Source organism: Mycobacterium sp. NPDC051804 (genome assembly GCF_044452905.1).
Classification (GTDB): domain Bacteria; phylum Actinomycetota; class Actinomycetes; order Mycobacteriales; family Mycobacteriaceae; genus Mycobacterium.
This window is the reverse complement of record NZ_JBITCD010000005.1, coordinates 612,218-630,179: the sequence shown is the minus strand read 5'-3', so window position 1 is coordinate 630,179 and position 17,962 is coordinate 612,218. Positions and strand designations below refer to the sequence as shown.

Below are 17,962 nucleotides of genomic sequence, written 5' to 3'. Positions count from 1 at the left end.
TGAGGGCTCAAGTTTCCTCTGCGGGGCACAAGAGCGACTGCGCGACCCGCTCACCGTCGAACCGAAATTCGTGGGACGGGCGCCGTAGCGGCTCGATGGTGGCATCCGGATGCATGATCAGTCCTGCGCCGGTAGGGATCCCGAGCCCAGCGGCCGCTCCATCGAGGAGATGAACCACGCGTGACAGGCGCGCCCATCCGGCTTGCTCGTCGTGCGTGTCGATGACCATCGGGACGAGCTTGAATACATCGAACGGTGCGGTCGCTGAGGACTCAGACGTTTCGGCGAAGCCGTAGCGGCCGAGTTGCACCGCGCCGGCTGAAATACCGACCAGGACGGCACCGTGAGCGAATCGCTGCAGGATCACGTCCTTCATGCCCGTTCTATCGAACGTGTTCCAGCCCAGGCGCACATCGCCGCCCGCGAGGACGATCAACTGCGCACGCTCCAAGAAAGCCCGATCGTCCGAGCCGAACGACGAATTGATCATGCGACGGTCGCTGATCCCGATCGAATCCACCGCCGCTTCAAAGATTTCGTAGTACTCGAGGGCGTCGCCGTTGGAGGCACCGACATAGGCAGCGCTGATCGGGGTGTCCCGCGCCAACCCGTCGAGCGCGGTGTCCAGAAGCAGCCGATCGTTGCGCTTCCAGAAAAGCAGCTGACTGTCCGCGAACAGGTAGAGCGGTTGAAGCTCTGGCGACAACTCAGACATTCCACCCCTGTAATTTCAGCACTCAACTGCCGGGCCGTTCGGTTCCGGCACACGACCTATCTCGGATCCTGCCACCCAGCTACGCGCTGGTCTCGCGGTGCGGATCGGCAACGGGCTTAGATTCGGCAGAACCGCGCTGGCGCAAGAAGATCGACAGCCCGATGATCGCTGCCACCGCGATGAACTCGCTCTGCCAGTTCTGCATCGACTCGAACCAGAACTGAGCGGTCGTCACATACCGCCACACCGAAATCGCCGACTGCCCATGCTGGATCTGCTCCTCGTTGAAGGCGCTGACGCCGCCGAGTGCATGCAACGCCCACGATGCAAAGAACAACGCGAAAAACGCGATCGCCAACGAATGCTCGTAAACGGCCAGCGGCCACCCGCCGCGCCTGACAGGCCAGGGTGAGTTTCGCTTGGCGGCCTCGCGTGGGTCGGCATCCTGGGGCGCGGACTTGTTCAGCGGCTTCGACTCCGATGAACCCTTCTGGTACAGCAAGGCCGTCAAAACGACGTACATCCCCATCTGAAGAAACTCGGACTCCCAGTTCTCGAACGTCGCCTCGACGAAGTCTCCGGTCACCAGGTACTGCAGCACCGAGACCTGCTCGGTAGACCCGTGCTCGAGTTGCTCTTGGTTGTAGGTTGCCGCGCCGGAGATGATCATGCCGCCGAAGAACACCACGAACAGGCCGACGCATGCGAGCAGCAATCCGTTTTCACGGACGATGTCGTGCAGCGGCCGCCTACTCGGCGCCGCGCGCGTCATTTTCGCTCCGCGTGTCGATGACGCGCTGCGCAATATCGGCCAACCGAACGTTGCTGTCCTGCGACAGCCGCTTCAACATGTCGAAGGCCGCTATCTCGTCAATGCCGTAGCGCTCCATGATGATGCCCTTGGCCTGCCCGATGCGATCCCTCGTCGATAGAGCTGACTGCAACTGCTCGCCTTGACGACTGGCCAGGATCGCCGCAGCAGCATGCGAGGCCAGGACCGTAGCGATGGTCTCGTCCTCGGAGTCAAACCCGTTCGGTTCGAACCCGAACAGGTTCAGCGCTCCAGCAGTCCGATCCGCGGTATAGAGCTTCACCGACAAGCCGCTGAGGATCCCCAGCTTCACCACCTCGGGCGAATATTTGGGCCAGCGCTGCTCGGTCCGAAAATCGTCGGTACGCACGATGACATCGTCGAGCGCGGCCTGCACGCACGGACCTTCGCCAAACGCCATCTGGAGGTCGTCGAGCTTGTGCGGCAACTCAGACGTGCCCGCCAGGGACTCATACTTTCCGTTCCTGCCGACAAGTAGTACACCAGCGGTCCCGACTCCCGGGATGAGTTCCTTCGCCGTGGCGGTGACGTCCATCAAGACGTCGTCGACGCTGCGCGGCGACGCGGCAGCACGCGCCAACTCGGCCATCCGCTGAGCCAACTCGTGGTTCTGAATTGCGGCCATCGCTACAGGCTTCCCACTCCTGCTGTCCACTACACGAACGTTTGTCATCGACACCACCGGGCAATGTCCAACAAAGGCTGAAGTGGCGGTCGACCACTACTTCAGCTGAGGTTCCGTCGGTTCAGACCTGAGTGCCGACGGAGCCGATCCCCCCGCCGATTCCCTGTAGTCACTCTCTTAGTTGTAGTAGCGTCAGGCTCATGGGCAGCACAAGCGTCTGGATCCTCGGCGGGTATCAGAGCGACTTCGCCCGCAACCTCACCCGCGAAGGACACGATTTCGCGGATCTGACGTGCGAAGTCGTGGACTCGACGCTGGCGGCGGCGAAAGTCAACTCGTCGGAAATCGAGGTCGTACACCTCGGCAACGCATTCGGCGAGATGTTCGCCCGGCAAGGCCACCTCGGCGCGATGCCCGCCACCGTCAACGCCGGGCTGTGGGACACGCCCGCGTCACGACATGAGGCGGCGTGCGCCTCGGGCAGTGTCGCCGTATTGGCAGCGATCGCGGATCTTCGATCCGGCGCGTATCGGTCCGCACTGGTCCTCGGGGTCGAACTGGAGAAGACGGTGCACGGCGACACTGCTGCGCAATACCTCGGCGCGGCCGCGTGGACCGACCATGAGGGCACCGATGCCAAATTCATGTGGCCGCACATGTTCGACAAGGTGGCCGCGGAGTACGACCACCGCTACGGCATCGACGACGTCCACCTGCACGCGATCGCCCAAGTCAACTTCGCCAATGCGCGCAACAACCCCAATGCTCAGACGCGGGAGTGGACGGTTCCGGATCCGATTACCGCGGATGACGAGGCGAATCCCGTCATCGACGGGCGCATCCGTCGCTTCGACTGCAGCCAGATGACCGACGGGGCCGCGGGAATCGTTCTGGTCACCGACGATTGGCTGCGCGATCATCCCACCGTCCGCCCAATCGGACGCATCGATGGCTGGGGCCACCGCACCGTCGGCCTCGGACTGCAGCAGAAGCTCGACCATTCGGCCGACAATCCGTACGTCCTGCCCCATGTACGCACCGCGGTGCTCGACGCATTCGACCGAGCGCAAGTCACCCTCGATGACGTCGACGGCTTCGAAGTGCACGACTGCTTCACGCCCAGCGAATATCTCGCGATCGACCACATCGGCCTCACAGGGCCCGGCGAATCATGGAAAGCGATCGAGAACAACGAGATCGAGATCGGCGGACTGCTGCCGATCAACCCCAGCGGCGGCCTCATCGGCGGCGGGCATCCCGTCGGCGCGTCCGGTGTTCGCATGCTCCTGGACGCCGCCAAACAGGTCAGCGGTGGCGCGGGCGACTACCAGGTCGAGGGCGCAAAGACGTTCGGCACGTTGAACTTCGGCGGCAGCACCGCCACCACTGTCAGTTTCGTCGTGAGCGGAGTATGAGATGACCATCAATGTCGAGATCGTCGGCAAGTACCTGTCCACCCTGCCTGAGGACGACGACCACCCCTACCGCAACGGACCGTGGCGCCCACAGACCACCGAATGGGATGCCGACGATCTGCAGGCCGTTGAAGGAGAGATCCCGCCCGACCTGGACGGTGTGTACCTGCGCAACACCGAGAATCCACTGCATCCGGCGCTGAAGTTCTACCACCCGTTCGACGGCGACGGCATGGTGCACGTCGTCGGCTTCCGGGACGGGAAAGCGTTCTACCGCAACAGGTTCGTGCAAACCGACGGCTTCATCGCTGAGAACGACGAGGGCGGCCCGCTATGGCCCGGCCTGGCCGAACCCATCCAGCTCGCCAAGCGCGACTACGGCTGGGGTGCAAGAACGTTGATGAAGGACGCGTCCAGCACCGACGTCATCGTTCACCGCGGTCGAGCGCTGACGAGCCACTATCAGTGCGGCGACATGTACCGCATCGATCCCTTCACCGGTGACACCTTGGGTAAAGAGGATTTCAACGGTGGATTCCCGTTCGACTGGGGGGTCTCGGCGCACCCGAAGGTCGACGATCGCACGGGCGAGCTGCTGTTCTTCACCTATAGCAAGGAAGCGCCGTACATGCGCTACGGTGTCGTCGACGCCGCCAATGATCTGGTGCACTTCACCGACATCCCTCTTCCTGGACCGCGACTCCCCCACGACATGGCGTTCACCGAGAACTACGCGATCCTCAATGACTTTCCGTTGTTCTGGGACCCGAAGCTGCTACAGGCCGGCGTCCACCTGCCCGGGTTTCACCGCGATATGCCGTCACGTTTCGCGGTCATCCCCCGCCGCGGCGGATCCGAGGAGATCCGGTGGTTCGAAGCCGACCCAACCTTCGTGCTGCATTGGGTCAACGCTTACGAGGACGGCGACGAGATCGTGCTCGACGGCTTCTTCGAAGGCGACCCCACGCCGGTCGACACGCTCACCGGCGACAAGTACAAGAAGGCATTCCGCTATCTGGCCCTTGACGGATTGCAGACCAATCTGCACCGGTGGCGGTTCAATCTCGTCACCGGCGAGACGCGTGAAGAGCGTCTATCGGACTCGACCACCGAGTTTGGCATGATCAACGGCGGCTACGCGGGCGGCAAGTACCGATACACCTATGCCGCAACAGGAAAGCCGGGATGGTTTCTGTTCGACGGACTGGTGAAGCACGACCTCGCGACCGGCGCCGAAGAACGTTTCGCATTCGACGACGGCGTATACGGCAGCGAGACGGCGATGGCGCCGCGGGTGGGCAGCAACGCCGAGGATGACGGTTACCTCGTGACGCTGACGACGGATATGAATGCGGACGCCTCGTACTGCCTGGTGTTCGACGCCGCCCGGGTCGCCGATGGACCCGTGTGCAAACTCGAACTGCCCGAACGTATTTCCAGCGGAACACACTCGACGTGGGCACCGGGTTCGGAGCTGCGGCGCTGGCAGGACACCGACACCGCGGCCGGCGCGATCGGCCTCTAGATGACCGAGCCGGCCCCGAACGCCGTCGCGCGTATGTTGGGGTTGCTCGGCGACGAGTGGACGCTGCTCGTCGTCCAGCAGTCACTCCTCGGGGCGACGCGGTACGGCGACTTCCGCGCTCGCCTCCCCATTTCGAACTCGGTGCTCACGGCACGGTTGCGGTCGATGACCGGCGAGGCCTTGCTGGAACGTCGTTCGTACCAATCGAATCCGCCGCGGTCGGAGTACGTCATCACCGAGCGTTCCCGGTCGCTGTGGCCGGTGCTGGTGTCGATCTGGGAGTGGGAGCGCCACTGGGTGCCCGACCACGACGATCCGCTACCCCGTATGCGCCACACCACGTGCGGCCGCGACTTCACGCCCGTCGTGACGTGCGGATCATGTGCGGAGGTGGTGAGCGAGAAAGAAGTTGTCGCACAGTGGGGCCCGAGCGGTTCCTGGCCGCGGTCGATTCCGGTAACGGCCACGCGACGACGGTCGTCCTCCGATCAGTCCGCAGGCCTGTTCCCGCAGACGATGAGCGTCATGGGTAACCGGTGGGGTTTCGCACTCCTGGTCGCCGCGTTTGTCGGGATGACGCGATTCAGCGATTTCCAGACGCAGCTGGGCGCACCTCCTGGATCGATCGCCGACCGGCTGGCGATCTTCACCGCCAATGGAGTGTTCGAGGTGTCCGACAGCCCATACCTACTGACCGAGAAGGGTCGTGCGCTGTTTCCGGTTCTGGTGACCGCGCTGCAATGGGCCCAGCGCTGGTATCAAGCACCCGAGGGCCCGGCGGTGAACCTCACCCACACGGCGTGCGGCGGCCGATTCGACTTGATCCTGACGTGCGATCAGTGCGCGGAGCGACTGCGTGGCGCGCTGGTCGAACCAGCCTGAAATTTCGTCCAAAAATTTCTGGCACTCTCAAGGTGTGAGTGCTAATCTCGCTGGTGCACAGTGATTTGGTCGCCCGCCGGGGTGGCGGGCTCTGAGTTACAAGGAGGTGGATTACTGTGCTTCGTTTTGATCCGTTCAGTGACCTTGATGCTCTGACCCGGGGACTGCTGACCAGCCAGACCGGATCAACTCGCACCCCACGGTTCATGCCGATGGACCTGTGCAAGATCGACGACCACTACGTCCTCACGGCAGACCTGCCCGGCATCGACCCGGGCTCCGTGGACGTCGACGTCGACAGCGGGACCCTCACAATCTCGGCGCATCGCACCGCTCGCTCGGAGGACTCCGTCCAGTGGCTCGCGAACGAGAGATTCTTCGGCACCTACCGCAGGCAGCTATCGCTCGGCGACGGCATTGACGCCACCGCGATTTCGGCGACCTATGAAAACGGTGTCCTCACTGTGACCATTCCGGTCGCCGAGCGCGCCAAGCCGCGCAAGGTCGAGGTGACGCACAGCGGCCGTCAACAGTCGATTGAGCCGACCACCGTCGACTCCGAGTAACCGCTGACTCGAGACTGCGGGCAGATCGCGATTCGACTCGAAAACGCGATCTGTTCGCAGTCTCGGCATATATACGCCCCCTCCCGGACGCCATCTACGCGTCGACGCTGATGTTTGGCGGCCGCAGCCACTGCAGGCTGGATAGCATGAGCGAAATTGACGCGGCCGTGCTGAACTGGAGCGATCTGGGCGTGAGCGAGCGGGTACCGACCGGGACGGTGACGCTGCTATTGGCAGACGTCGAGGGCTCGACTCGCTTGTGGGAGACCCAGCCCGACGAGATGACGGCCGCCTTCGCGAACCTCGACCGCGTCTTGGCCGAGATCGTGCCGACTCATAGCGGTGTACGCCCGATCGAACAGGGTGAGGGCGACAGCTTCGTCGTCGCCTTCGGACGCGCGAGCGACGCGGTGGCGTGCGCGCTCGATCTTCAGCGGGCAGCCTTGGCACCGATCCGGCTGCGCATCGGCTTGCACACCGGCGAGGTCCAGCTGCGTGACGAGTCCAACTACATCGGGCCGACGATCAACCGCACGGCACGCGTTCGCGATCTCGCGCACGGCGGGCAGACGGTTCTATCGGGCACCACTGCCGATCTTGTGTTGGATCACGTTCCGCCCGATGCCTGGCTGGCCGAACTCGGTAGCCATCCGGTCCGCGATCTGCCACGGCCCGAGCGCATCGTCCAGCTCTGCCATCCGGACATCCGCAACGAATTCCCACCACTGCGCACCGCCAAATCCGCCCGTTCGCATAATCTTCCGGCACAGCTGACGAGCTTCATCGGACGAGCCGGGCAGATCGATGAGATTCGCGAACTGCTTCGCCACAATCGGCTCGTCACACTCACAGGCGCCGGTGGTGCGGGTAAGACACGTCTCGCGATCGAGACGGCCGGCGAAGTGGCCGACGAGTTCGACGGCGGCGTCTGGTGGATCGACTTGGCACCCGTCGCGGATCCCATCGTCGTGCCGGTGACGATCGCCCGCACCATGGGGCTGCCCGACCAGCCAGGACGATCGCCGATGGACACGGTGCTGCGGTTCCTGAGTGATCAGAAAGTACTTCTGCTGCTTGATAATTGCGAGCATCTGCTGGATGCCTGCGGCGAGACGATCACCACGCTGCTCAACTATTGCTCCCTACTGACGATCCTGGCCACAAGCCGAGAGACTGTCTCGGTTGCCGGTGAGGTCACGTGGCGCGTGCCATCACTTTCGGTGGACGAGGACGCTGTATCGCTGTTCATCGACCGCGCGCGACAGTCCCGACCGACCTTCCGCGCCGCGGGTGAGGATGCCGACCTTGTTTCGGAGATCTGCCGGCGCCTCGACGGCATGCCCCTCGCGATCGAGTTGGCGGCAGCACGCGTGCGGGCGCTGTCGCTTCGTCAGATCTCAGACAGCCTCAATGACAGGTTCCGCCTGCTGACCGGCGGTGCCCGGAATGTGTTGCGGCGACAGCAGACTCTGCGAGCCTCGGTGGACTGGTCCCACGCGCTGCTGACCGACGCGGAACGCACCCTGTTCCGCAGGCTCGGTGTCTTCATGGGCGGTTTCGACCTCGAAGCCGCTCAAGCGGTCGCAGCCATTACAGAGGCGGAGCAGTTCCAGATCCTCGACCAGCTCACCTTGCTGGTCGACAAGTCACTCGTCACTGCAGACGACGAGTCAGGTGTCATACGATTTCGCCTCCTCGAAACGATGCGGCAGTACGCGCTCGAAAAGCTCAGCGAGTCAGGCGAAGCTGACGAGGTACGCAACCGCCATCGCGACCATTACGTTGCGGCAGCAGCCGCGCGCGAACCGACCGATTCGCTGGTCGAATGGGCCGAATCGGAGATCGACAACCTTCGGGCTACGCACACATGGAGTCTCGAGAAAGCGGATTTCGAGATCGCGCTGAGTTTCGTCTCCTCGCTGCAGCGACTATGGGTGCAGCGTGCCCGTTTCCTTGAAGGAATAGGGGGTTTCGACCGCGTCTTCGCCGATGTTCGGTACCGCGACATCGACGTCGCCACCCGAGTCTGGATCCGCGCGCAAGCGGATAGGGACATCCTGGCGGCGTGGATCGGTGCGCCAGCCAGCCTGGAGCGCGCAAAAGAGACTCTGGCAGCGGCACGCGAACTCGGCGACCAAGATCTGGTGATCTGGACCCTGACCGCATGCGGCGGTCTGTCCTACTACAGTCCCGAAGCGGCGCGGCGCTACTTCACAGAGGCCGCCGAACTCGCCCGGGCAGTTGGCAACCGGCCAATGCTATGTCACATTCGCGGCTATCAGGCGTTCGCCGCCAACGTCGCAGGAGAACCACTGACTTCGCGGTTGGCCGCCGAGGAGGGCGGCGAAATCGCGGATACGATCGACGACCGCTTCATGTCCCGGTTCTGTCGCCTCTGGCTGGGCTTTGCGCTCATGGCCGAGGGAAATATCTCCAAGGCATGTGGCGTACTCACGTCTCTGCTAGCGGAGACACAAGCCGCGAACGAACGGATGTTGACGTTGATCGGGAGCGTGGGTCTGTCCAACGCGTTTGCCTTCGGAGGAAATGTGCCGATGGCGGCTGAAATGTTGCAATCTGCTCGGCAACTGACGGCAATCATGGGCGGGTTCCATGAGGACGCCATCTTCAATGCATCCGCCCTCATCGCCGTGTTCGCCGATGACTGCATCGCTGCAAAAGAAGCCGCCGAGACGTCGATGGCGTGCGCCGTTCCGGAACGAGCCATGTACGTACGAAGCTCACTCGCGATGCCTGAGGCATTGGTGGGTACGGGCGATGTCGTCAGCGCGCGCCGATGGGTCGACGAAAACCTCACATTCGTGCCGGGATGGTTCCGCTGCCACGCCCTCGCGACGCGCGCTTATATCGCGATCGCCCAGGGTGAGCCAGACCAGGCTGACGATGACGCACATGAGTCGCTAGCAATCGCTTGTGAGATACGCGCATACCTGCAGGTTCCAGATGCGCTCGACTGCCTGGCCCGCCTGGCCGTAATGGCAGGTAACCACGTATTCGCCGCCCGCTTGTTCAGTGCGGCGGCAGCAGCGCGGGAGCGGATTGGCATCGTACGCATTCCCGCGTTGACCCGTGGGCATGACGATGCTGTCGGTGCGGCCCTGGAAGCATTGGGGCGCAAGGAATTCGATGCAGCGTGCGCCGAGGGGGCCGCACTTTCGATCGAGGAAGCGATCGCCTACGCCCAGCGCGGCCGCGGTCAACGCAAGCGGCCCGCCAGCGGTTGGAAATCACTCACCCCGACCGAACGCGACGTCATCAAGCTGGTCGCTGAGGGCCTGGGCAACAAGGACATCGCCGAACGACTGTTCATCTCACCGCGCACCGTGCAGACACACCTCACACATGTCTACGCCAAGCTGGCCCTGGAGTCCCGGATCCAGCTCGTCCAGGAGGCAGCCCGTCACGTGTGACGGTTCAGTCGAAACAACAGATTGTTGCGCACCGACGGCCACTCGATGTCCAGGATCGAATAGACGACGGTGTCGCGCCGCGACCCGTCGGCCAGCAACTGGCTACTCCGCAACACGCCGTCGAGCTTCGCACCAAGCCGTTCAATGGCGCCGCGGCTGGTGAAGTTGAAGAAGTGCGTGCGGAATTCGACTGCCACACAATTCAACTGATCAAACGCATGGCCCAACATCAGCAGCTTCGTCTCGCTGTTGACCCCGCTGCGCCGCGCGGACTCCACGTACCAGGTGTTGCCGACCTCCAACCGCCGGTTGGGCGGGTCCACATTCATGAAACTCGACGAGCCGACGAACGTCCCGTCCAGCCGGCGCACGACCATCGTCAATCCGGTGTCAGGCGTCTGCACCGCCAGCCGCGCGTCGACCCATCGCTCGACTTCCTCCGGGCCGGGCGCCGCGGTGAACCAGAGGCTCCCGAGTTCGCCGTCGGCAGCGGCCGCTTTGATCTCCGGAAGATGTTCTGGGCTAAGCGGTTCCAGCTTGACCCAGCGGTCTCCGGTCAACGAGACCGGTTCGACGAACCCGCTCATGACATCCGCGGAGCCGCTGCAGACCATGCCGCGAGCATCGTCATCACCGACAACAGCACAGCCGCGATCGCCACGACGCCCCCGATATAGAGGCCGTAGCCGGCCGACACCGGCGTGTACACGTACAGCCGGTAATAGAACACCGTGAGAACCACCAGCAACACCGAAATGGCCAGCGCTGCCGAGGATGCCACGCGGGCCGACAACCCGCGCGCCGCCATCGCACCCGCGACGATCAACGTCGCAGCCAACAGGACGATGAGCTGACCGACGCCGAAGCCGGATAGCCGGTTCCGCAGTTCATCCATATCGCCGACCACACCACCGACCGCGCTGGCGCGCGCACCGTCAGCCGTCAGCCAGGGCAACCACGCATTGACCACAAGAATCGACGCGCACAGTGCGACCAGCCATCCGGGGCGCAGGCGCGACATGCGTGAAGACTACGTTATGACGATGACCGAACTACCCGACTGGGCGCGCCACCTCGACATGGCTCCTCACCCCGAGGGCGGCTTCTTCAAGGAGACCTGGCGCAGCGAGTTGACCGTGCCTCAATCGGCACTTCCGCTGGATTACAACGGCCCGCGCAACGCCGGGACGGCCATCCTTTTCCTCCTGATGCCCGGCCAGCAATCGGCATGGCACACCGTGCGCAGTGCCGAGGTGTGGCTCTACCACTCCGGCGGGCCGCTGTTACTGGAGTTCGGACCCGAACAGGGCACCGCCACAACACATCTGCTCGGCGCGGACATCATGGCAGGCGAATCTCCTCAGATCGTCATTCCGCCCGGGGACTGGCAGCGCGCCCGTCCGCGAGACGACCAGCCCTGCCTCGTCAGCTGTGTTGTGGTCCCGGGATTCGACTTCGCCGACTTCGCCCTCGGGGCACCAGCCGACTAACCGTCAGAGCCGACCGGCGCGAAGTTTGTCCAACCGTCGCCGGTCCCGCTTCGTCGGTCGGCCCGCGCCCCGGTCCCGGACGGCGATCGCGATCGTCTCGGTGGGCTCGACTTTGGGCGTTCGGTCGAGGAAACACGTCGCCGCATCAGCCGCGCCCACCCGCTTCTGGATCACCCGTACCACCTCGACCACCCGCATGGTCTGGCCGACGAGTGCGCGCACCTCGTCACCCGGTGACACCGTGGTGGCGGGTTTCGCGGGCCGGCCGTTGACCCGTACGTGCCCACCCCGGCAGGCGTCGGCGGCGTCGGGACGGGTCTTGACGAGCCGGACCGACCACAACCATCTGTCCACGCGGGTCGACTCCACGCTTTCCATCATGAACTAGACAGTCGGCCTGGCAGGCCTAGCCGAATCGTCGCGGCGTGAACTACCTGGTCGGCAATTTCGTATTACGGATACACCCCATACTGCAGCCTTATCGTGACCTTATGTAAGCCTTATTTTTCTTAATAATTGGTGTACCGTAGGCCACCAGGCGCACGAATTGCAGCGACGGAAGGAAGCCGACATGCATCAAGCACCTGCGAAGATTGTCCTGGTCACCGGCGGTTCGAGGGGTATCGGCGCGGAGATCGCGCAGCAACTCGCCAGCCCTGACACCCACGTCGTCGTGAACTTTCGCGAGCGCGCCGAGCGCGCTGAATCCATCGCCCAGGCCATCCGCGATGCAGGTGGACATGCATCGACATTGCGCGCCGACATTGCTGACGAGGCCGAGTGCACAGCCATGATCGACACCATCGCGGAGAGCTTTGGACGCCTGGACGCCGTCATCCTCAACGCTTCCGTCGGCCCCGAGTCGGGTGCCGACCTCGGTTACGCCAAGCGCCTCAACCGCGACGCCCAGCGCCGGATTGCGCTGAAGACCGTCCCGCTGATGCCGGTCGGTGGCCGCATCGTGTTCGTCACGAGCCACGCGGCCCACTTCTTCCCCCACCGTGCGGTGCCGAAGGGCCAGACGGCCGTCGCGGCGAGCAAGTGGGCGGGCGAGACCGCGCTTTACGCACTGCGCTCGGAATTCCGCCGCGCTGGAGTGCATTTCACAGTGGTCTCCAGCGACGCGGGAGACGCGACCTTCGCGGGCGCGATCGTCAACGCCGCCAACACCGCGAACCCGTCCGGGATCGTGTATGTCGGCGGCGCTGACTCGCTGAAGATCGCCTAGGAACTCACTGCAACGACGACAGGTTGAAGTTGGCTCCGGTGGAGTCGGCGACCGCGGCCAACCGACCGTAGGGTGTGTCCTCCGCCTCGCGGATGACGGTGCCACCGTTATCGAGGACCAGTTGGACGGTCTTGTCGACGTCGTCCGCGCCGAGGAAGACACACCAGTCCGGCCCCACGTCATAGGACATCACGCCAAGTAACGCCTCACCATCGAAATTGGCGGTGCTGTAGCGGAATTCGTCGGTGTCGGAGACGGTCTCGATCCGCCAGTCGAAGACCCGACGGTAGAAGTCGAGCGCCTTGGCGTATTCGCCGGTGGTCAGCTGGAAGTACACCGGCGCGCCGTTCTCGTTGACGACCTCGAAGCCCCGGTGCCCCGCTGGTTGCCACAGCCCGAAGAACGCGCCCGTCGGATCGCTCAGCATGCCCATCTGACCCCTGTCGCCGATCTGCATGGGCTCGGCCGGACCCTCGGCGCACATGATTGCCCCGGCCGCGGCCGCCTTGTCGAGTGATGCCTTGGCGTCGGTGGTGTGGAGGTACGTGGTCCAGGTGTCGGGGACGCTCCACTGCGGGTCGTTGAACATCACGCCCGCAACGGGTTTCCCGTCGCAGAACGCGTTGGCGTAGCCGCCGAATTCGGGCCCGGACGTCTCGAAGGTCCAGCCGAACACCGCGGCGTAGAACTCCTTGGAGCGGTCGACGTCTGACGAGGCCAGGTCGATCCAGATCGGTGCGCCCACGGGGGCGGAAGTACGGATGGGCACGATGGTCTCCTTCGGGGATGGTGGGTCTGTCCCCCATGCAGACCGCGGCCGCGTCAGAAACTCATCGCAAGCCCAGAACCCGCAGTGCGTTCTCCTTGTAGATCAGCGGCACCACCGCCGGGTCGAGGTCGAGCTCATCGAAGTCGCGGCGCCAGCGGTCCAACTGGATATACGGGTAGTCCGTCCCGAACAAGACTTTCGTCCGCAGCTGCCGGCTCGCGGCGCGCACCAGTTGCGGCGGAAAGTATTTCGGCGACCACCCCGACAGGTCGATGTACACATTGGTCTTGTGCGTGGCGATCGCGATCTGCGAGTCCACCCATGGCACCGCGGGGTGCGCCATCACGATCGTCATCTCCGGAAAATCGGCGGCCACGTCGTCGAGCAGCATCGGGTCCGAGTACCGCAGTTTGATGCGGTGCCCGCCGGGCAGTCCCGCGCCCATCCCGGTCTGCCCGGTGTGGAACAGCGCAGGCACGCCGGCTTCGGCGATCGCCTCATAAATTGGGTAGAACTTGCGATTGTTCGGCTCGAAGGCCTGCATGCTTGGATGGAACTTGAACCCCTTCACGCCGTAGTTGCGGACGAGATCGTGGACGCGGTGTACCGCGCGGCGCTCATGCCACGGGTCGACACTGCCGAACGGGATCAGCACGTCGTTGTTGCGCACCGCCCCGGCGATGAGGTCTTCGATCGAGTTCGGCGCGTGCCGCATGCCAGTGCGCGCGTCGACGGTGAAGACGACCGCCGCGGTGTTGTGCCGACGGTACTCGTCGGCCAGCGCGTCGACACTCGACAACGCTCCCGGGCCTCGTTTGAAGTACTGCCCTACGGCATCGACGAGTTCGTCGTCGTAGGCCTTGTGGCCGTGGCCGTCGACCTCGACGTGGGTGTGAATATCGATTGCCGCGACCTTGTCGAAATCGATCGCATATTCGTACTTTTCGCCCTGTACGGTCACCCTCGTGACGATATACGCGCTGAACCTGTTCGATCTCGCCGATCGCGACGAGTACCTCGCCTACTCGAAACGCTCGCCCCAGGAGGTGGCCAAACACGGCGGCCGCGTCGTCGCACTCGGTCAGTTCAGCGACGCGATCCTTGGTGACATCGAGCCGCGCAAAGTGCTGATCCTGGTCGAATGGGACTCACGCGAGGCCTTCGACAGTTACTGCGACGATCCCGAACTCGCCGATCTGCATGCACACCGGGAGAACGGGTCGTCGTCGTACATCTGGCACCTCTTCGACCGCCTCGACGATCTGCGGCCGCTGCTCAAGCTCTAGGCCGGTGAGTAACCCAGCGTGCCCTTGATCTCGAGGTACTCGTCGAAGCCGTACTCACTCCACTCGCGGCCGTTGCCACTGCGCTTGTACCCACCGAACGGGGTGTTCAGATCGAACGCGTGGTTGATGGCGATCTGACCAGCACGGATCCGGCGAGCCACCGCACGCGCGGCCTCGATGTCGGCGGCCGCGACATAGCCCGCCAACCCGTATTCGGTGTCATTGGCGATCTCGACGGCGTGATCGACGTCGTCGTATTCGAGGATGCACAGCACCGGCCCGAAGATCTCCTCGCGCGCGATCGTCATGTCATTGGTGACGTCGGCGAACACCGTCGGGCGCACATAGTAGCCCGTCTCCAGACCGTCGGGCCGTCCCGGACCGCCCGCGACGACCGTCGCACCCTCCTCGATGCCCTTCTGGATCAGGCCCTGGATCTTGTCGAACTGCGCCTTCGATGCCACGGGGCCGATGGCGGTCTTGTCCTCGAGGTCGCCGACCGTCACCTGCTCGGCGGCCGCCTTCGCGGCGGCCAGTGCTTCGTCTTTACGGGACTTCGGGATCAGCATGCGCGACGGGGCATTACAGCTCTGACCTGAGTTCGGCATCATCGCGGCCACGCCCGCAGCGACGTTCGCAGCGAAGGCGTCGTCGTCGAGCACGATGTTCGGGCTCTTGCCGCCGAGTTCCTGGGTCACCCGCTTCACCGTCGCCGCGGCATTGCGGGCGACGTCGATGCCCGCGCGCGTCGATCCGGTGAAGGACACCATGTCGATATCGGGATGACTCGACAGCGCCGCGCCCACGCCGGGACCCTCGCCGAACACCATGTTGTACACGCCGGCCGGCGTGCCCGCGGCGTCCATGACCTCGGTGAAGATCTGTCCCGAATACGGCGCGACCTCCGACGGCTTCAGCACCATCGTGCAGCCGGTCGCCAGCGCGGGAAACACCTTGCAGGCGATCTGGTTGATCGGCCAGTTCCACGGCGTGATCAGGCCGCACACGCCGATCGGCTCCTTGAAGATCATGGCCGCACCACGCGGAACTTCGAATTCGAAGTTCTTCAGCGCGTCGATGGCACCGCTGAGATGCCCCATGCCCAGGTAGACCTGAACCCCGGAAGCGAGCGACGGCGGCGCACCCATCTCCTCGGACACCGCCTCGGCGAGGTCAGCGGACCGCTTCTGATACTCGGCCAGGATCGCCTGCAACAGATCGAGGCGTTCCTCGCGACTGCTCACCGACCAGGTGGCGAAGGCTTTCCGCGCGGCCTTGACCGCATTGTCGACGTCGGCGGCTCCGCCGATCGCGATCTTGCCGGACACCTGTTCGGTGGTCGGATTGTCGACGTCCAGTGTCTTCGGCTCGACCGGGTCGACCCACGTGCCGTCGATGTAGAACTTCAGATATTCGCGCATAACTTGCACTCTTCCTTAGTCGCTGGATTATTTCCGCGGTTCGACCGCGGGCGCCTACTGGGTGCCTTCTGCATACCAGGTGCGGAATCGGTCGTATTTAGGCATCTCCTCGGAGTTGGCCTTCGGGTCGATGCACACGTGCACCACACCGACCTTGCCGCTCGCGTAGGCGCGGGCGATCGCCGGTCCGATCTCGTCTTCTTTCTCGACGTATTCGCCGTGGCAGCCGAAGCCCTCGGCGATCTTGTCCATCCGGACGTCCTTGCTCCAGTGCACGCCGGGCTGCGGGGACGGCTGGTCGAACGTCCGCTTGTACACGCCTACCTCCAGCCCCCACTGGTGGTCCACGCCGACGACGCAGACCAGCGGCAGCCCCTCGCGCGCGGCGGTTTCCAGCTCGGCGATGTGGAACAGGAACGCGGAGTCACTTGTCAGCAGCATCACGGGACGCTTGCGGCCCTCAGCCACCGAGGCGCCCACGGCATAGGGCAGTCCGGTGCCCAGATGGCCGAAGTTCTGGTTCCAGATCACGTCGCGAGGCTTGGACTGCGAGTACGTCCACTGGAAGATCACGGTCGCACCGCCGTCGCGCACCATGATGCCGTCATCGAGTTCCTTGAATGCCTTGGTGGCCTCGACGACGTAGCGCGCCGGATGAATCGGCGAACGTCCCGACGGTGCGTTCTCGGCGAGTTGCGCAAGCTCCTCGGCGTCGGCCTTGATGAGTTTGTCGAGGTTGGCCGACGGGGCCCGCGGGGTGTCCTTGAGTGCCTCGATGAGCTGCGGGACGACGCCGCGCAGATCGCCGACCAGCGGCACGTCGAACTGTCGGTTGACACCGATGGCGGCCGGATCCTGCTCGACGTAAACCCATTTGCGGTTGGCGTCGTTGCCCGCCCAGTGCTGCGTGCGGCCGTAGTGCATGGGCTCGCCGAGTTCGGTTCCTAGTGCGACACACAGGTCGGATTCCTCGACGGCCTCGTTGGCGGCCGGGGAGAACAGGTACGGGAAGGTCCGGTCCTGCAGGCCCGGGATGTACGACGTGCCCCCGGAGGTCTGGATGACGGGGCAGTTCATCAGCTCGGCCAGCTCCTTGACCTGCTGCTGGGTGCGCGACGTGTGTACGCCGTGGCCCACCAGCAGGATCGGGCTCTTCGCCTCACGGATCAGCTTGGCGGCCTCGGCGATCTCAGGCGCACCCGCGCCCTGGTTCACGAGTCGATACCGGTTGGGCGGCAACGGGTCCGGAACGTCGAGTTCGTCGAGGATGATGTGCGACGGGAACTCGACGTAGGACGGTCCGGGTGTCCCGGACATCGAGCGACGAATGGCCTCGCGGATGATCTCGTCGGTCTGGTCGGCATACTCGATCGAGCTGCTGTACTTGACGGACGCCTCGAAAAGCGGTTCCTGCTGGATGAATTGGATGCGCCCGCGCCGGACACGGCGCTCGGTGATACGAGCGCGCTGACCACCGAGGAAAATCACCGGCGAGTTCTCCACCAGAGCGCACTGGATGGCGCCCGCAATGTTCGCCATACCTGGGCCGAGCGTGCCGATGCACAGACCGGGCTTGCCGGTCATCCGGGAGGCGGCCTCCGCCATGAAGCCGGCGCTCAACTCGTGGTGCGGTGCCACCACCGACCATCCCCGGGCGTCAGCCTCGGAGAACATATGAACGAAGTTGGGGTCCGGGATGCCGAACAGCGTGTTGACACCCTCGGCCTCGAACAGGTCGAGAATGCGCTTGTAGACGGGTACACCCATGTGAAACTCC

The 17,962-nt window shown here is 64.1% G+C and carries 18 protein-coding genes; 8 read left to right on the top strand and 10 right to left on the bottom strand.

The window, feature by feature from the left end; genetic code table 11:
* Positions 1-7: 7 nt before the first annotated feature.
* From ACIA48_RS22830 to ACIA48_RS22820, 3 genes are all read right to left on the bottom strand, one after another.
* Positions 8-715 carry a Type 1 glutamine amidotransferase-like domain-containing protein gene (locus ACIA48_RS22830; RefSeq protein ID WP_396736719.1) on the bottom strand — a complete coding sequence of 236 codons (708 nt, stop codon included), beginning with the start codon at positions 713-715 and terminating at the stop codon, positions 8-10.
* A gap of 79 nt (positions 716-794) precedes the next feature.
* Positions 795-1,487: a DUF6766 family protein gene (locus tag ACIA48_RS22825; protein ID WP_396736716.1), complete on the bottom strand. Its 693-nt coding sequence runs from the start codon at positions 1,485-1,487 to the stop codon at positions 795-797.
* Positions 1,465-2,172, bottom strand: a complete 708-nt coding sequence (locus ACIA48_RS22820) for a GAF and ANTAR domain-containing protein (RefSeq protein WP_396736713.1) — start codon at positions 2,170-2,172, stop codon at positions 1,465-1,467. The genes ACIA48_RS22825 and ACIA48_RS22820 overlap by 23 nt, the downstream gene beginning before the upstream one ends.
* Positions 2,173-2,372: 200 nt before the next feature.
* Between ACIA48_RS22820 and ACIA48_RS22815 the strand changes: the two genes are divergently transcribed.
* From ACIA48_RS22815 to ACIA48_RS22795, 5 genes are all read left to right on the top strand, one after another.
* Positions 2,373-3,587: an acetyl-CoA acetyltransferase gene (locus ACIA48_RS22815; protein ID WP_396736710.1), complete on the top strand. Its 1,215-nt coding sequence runs from the start codon at positions 2,373-2,375 to the stop codon at positions 3,585-3,587.
* Between the two features lie 7 nt (positions 3,588-3,594).
* Positions 3,595-5,112, top strand: coding sequence for a carotenoid oxygenase family protein (locus ACIA48_RS22810; RefSeq protein ID WP_396736887.1), 1,518 nt, complete (start codon positions 3,595-3,597; stop codon positions 5,110-5,112).
* The gene (locus tag ACIA48_RS22805; protein ID WP_396736707.1) at positions 5,113-5,994 is read left to right on the top strand and encodes a winged helix-turn-helix transcriptional regulator; all 882 of its coding nucleotides are present in this window, start codon (positions 5,113-5,115) and stop codon (positions 5,992-5,994) included.
* A gap of 116 nt (positions 5,995-6,110) precedes the next feature.
* The gene (locus tag ACIA48_RS22800; RefSeq protein WP_396736705.1) at positions 6,111-6,560 is read left to right on the top strand and encodes an Hsp20/alpha crystallin family protein; all 450 of its coding nucleotides are present in this window, start codon (positions 6,111-6,113) and stop codon (positions 6,558-6,560) included.
* 146 nt (positions 6,561-6,706) lie between these two features.
* The gene (locus tag ACIA48_RS22795; RefSeq protein WP_396736702.1) at positions 6,707-9,991 is read left to right on the top strand and encodes a LuxR C-terminal-related transcriptional regulator; all 3,285 of its coding nucleotides are present in this window, start codon (positions 6,707-6,709) and stop codon (positions 9,989-9,991) included.
* Here ACIA48_RS22795 and ACIA48_RS22790 read toward each other — a convergent pair.
* Both ACIA48_RS22790 and ACIA48_RS22785 read right to left on the bottom strand, forming a co-directional pair.
* Positions 9,982-10,578: a GNAT family N-acetyltransferase gene (locus tag ACIA48_RS22790; RefSeq protein ID WP_396736884.1), complete on the bottom strand. Its 597-nt coding sequence runs from the start codon at positions 10,576-10,578 to the stop codon at positions 9,982-9,984. The genes ACIA48_RS22795 and ACIA48_RS22790 overlap by 10 nt on opposite strands.
* A complete protein-coding gene (locus tag ACIA48_RS22785) occupies positions 10,575-11,012 on the bottom strand; it encodes a hypothetical protein (protein ID WP_396736699.1) in 438 nt (145 codons plus the stop codon). The genes ACIA48_RS22790 and ACIA48_RS22785 overlap by 4 nt, the downstream gene beginning before the upstream one ends.
* 22 nt (positions 11,013-11,034) lie before the next feature.
* Between ACIA48_RS22785 and ACIA48_RS22780 the strand changes: the two genes are divergently transcribed.
* A complete protein-coding gene (locus ACIA48_RS22780) occupies positions 11,035-11,481 on the top strand; it encodes a cupin domain-containing protein (protein ID WP_396736696.1) in 447 nt (148 codons plus the stop codon).
* A 3-nt stretch (positions 11,482-11,484) separates the two neighbouring features.
* On the opposite strand, the gene ACIA48_RS22775 is transcribed toward ACIA48_RS22780, so the two are convergent.
* Entirely contained in the window at positions 11,485-11,862 is a 378-nt protein-coding gene (locus tag ACIA48_RS22775; protein ID WP_396736693.1) for an RNA-binding S4 domain-containing protein, read from the bottom strand.
* 190 nt (positions 11,863-12,052) lie between these two features.
* On the opposite strand from ACIA48_RS22775, the gene ACIA48_RS22770 reads away from it, so the two are divergent.
* Positions 12,053-12,709 carry an SDR family oxidoreductase gene (locus tag ACIA48_RS22770; RefSeq protein ID WP_396736690.1) on the top strand — a complete coding sequence of 219 codons (657 nt, stop codon included), beginning with the start codon at positions 12,053-12,055 and terminating at the stop codon, positions 12,707-12,709.
* A gap of 4 nt (positions 12,710-12,713) precedes the next feature.
* Here the strand turns inward: ACIA48_RS22770 and ACIA48_RS22765 are convergent, their stop codons facing one another.
* Together ACIA48_RS22765 and ACIA48_RS22760 are read right to left on the bottom strand one after the other, a co-directional pair.
* Entirely contained in the window at positions 12,714-13,478 is a 765-nt protein-coding gene (locus tag ACIA48_RS22765; protein WP_396736687.1) for a VOC family protein, read from the bottom strand.
* A gap of 61 nt (positions 13,479-13,539) precedes the next feature.
* Complete coding sequence (locus tag ACIA48_RS22760; protein WP_396736684.1) at positions 13,540-14,439, bottom strand: amidohydrolase family protein; 900 nt, start codon at positions 14,437-14,439, stop codon at positions 13,540-13,542.
* A gap of 4 nt (positions 14,440-14,443) precedes the next feature.
* Here ACIA48_RS22760 and ACIA48_RS22755 point away from each other — a divergent pair, with 4 nt between their 5' ends.
* Entirely contained in the window at positions 14,444-14,764 is a 321-nt protein-coding gene (locus ACIA48_RS22755) for a DUF1330 domain-containing protein (protein WP_396736681.1), read from the top strand.
* On the opposite strand, the gene ACIA48_RS22750 is transcribed toward ACIA48_RS22755, so the two are convergent.
* A complete protein-coding gene (locus ACIA48_RS22750) occupies positions 14,761-16,185 on the bottom strand; it encodes an aldehyde dehydrogenase family protein (protein ID WP_396736678.1) in 1,425 nt (474 codons plus the stop codon). The two genes, ACIA48_RS22755 and ACIA48_RS22750, sit on opposite strands and share 4 nt — an antisense overlap.
* Before the next feature lie 54 nt (positions 16,186-16,239).
* Entirely contained in the window at positions 16,240-17,952 is a 1,713-nt protein-coding gene (locus ACIA48_RS22745) for a thiamine pyrophosphate-binding protein (RefSeq protein ID WP_396736675.1), read from the bottom strand.
* Positions 17,953-17,962: the final 10 nt, after the last annotated feature.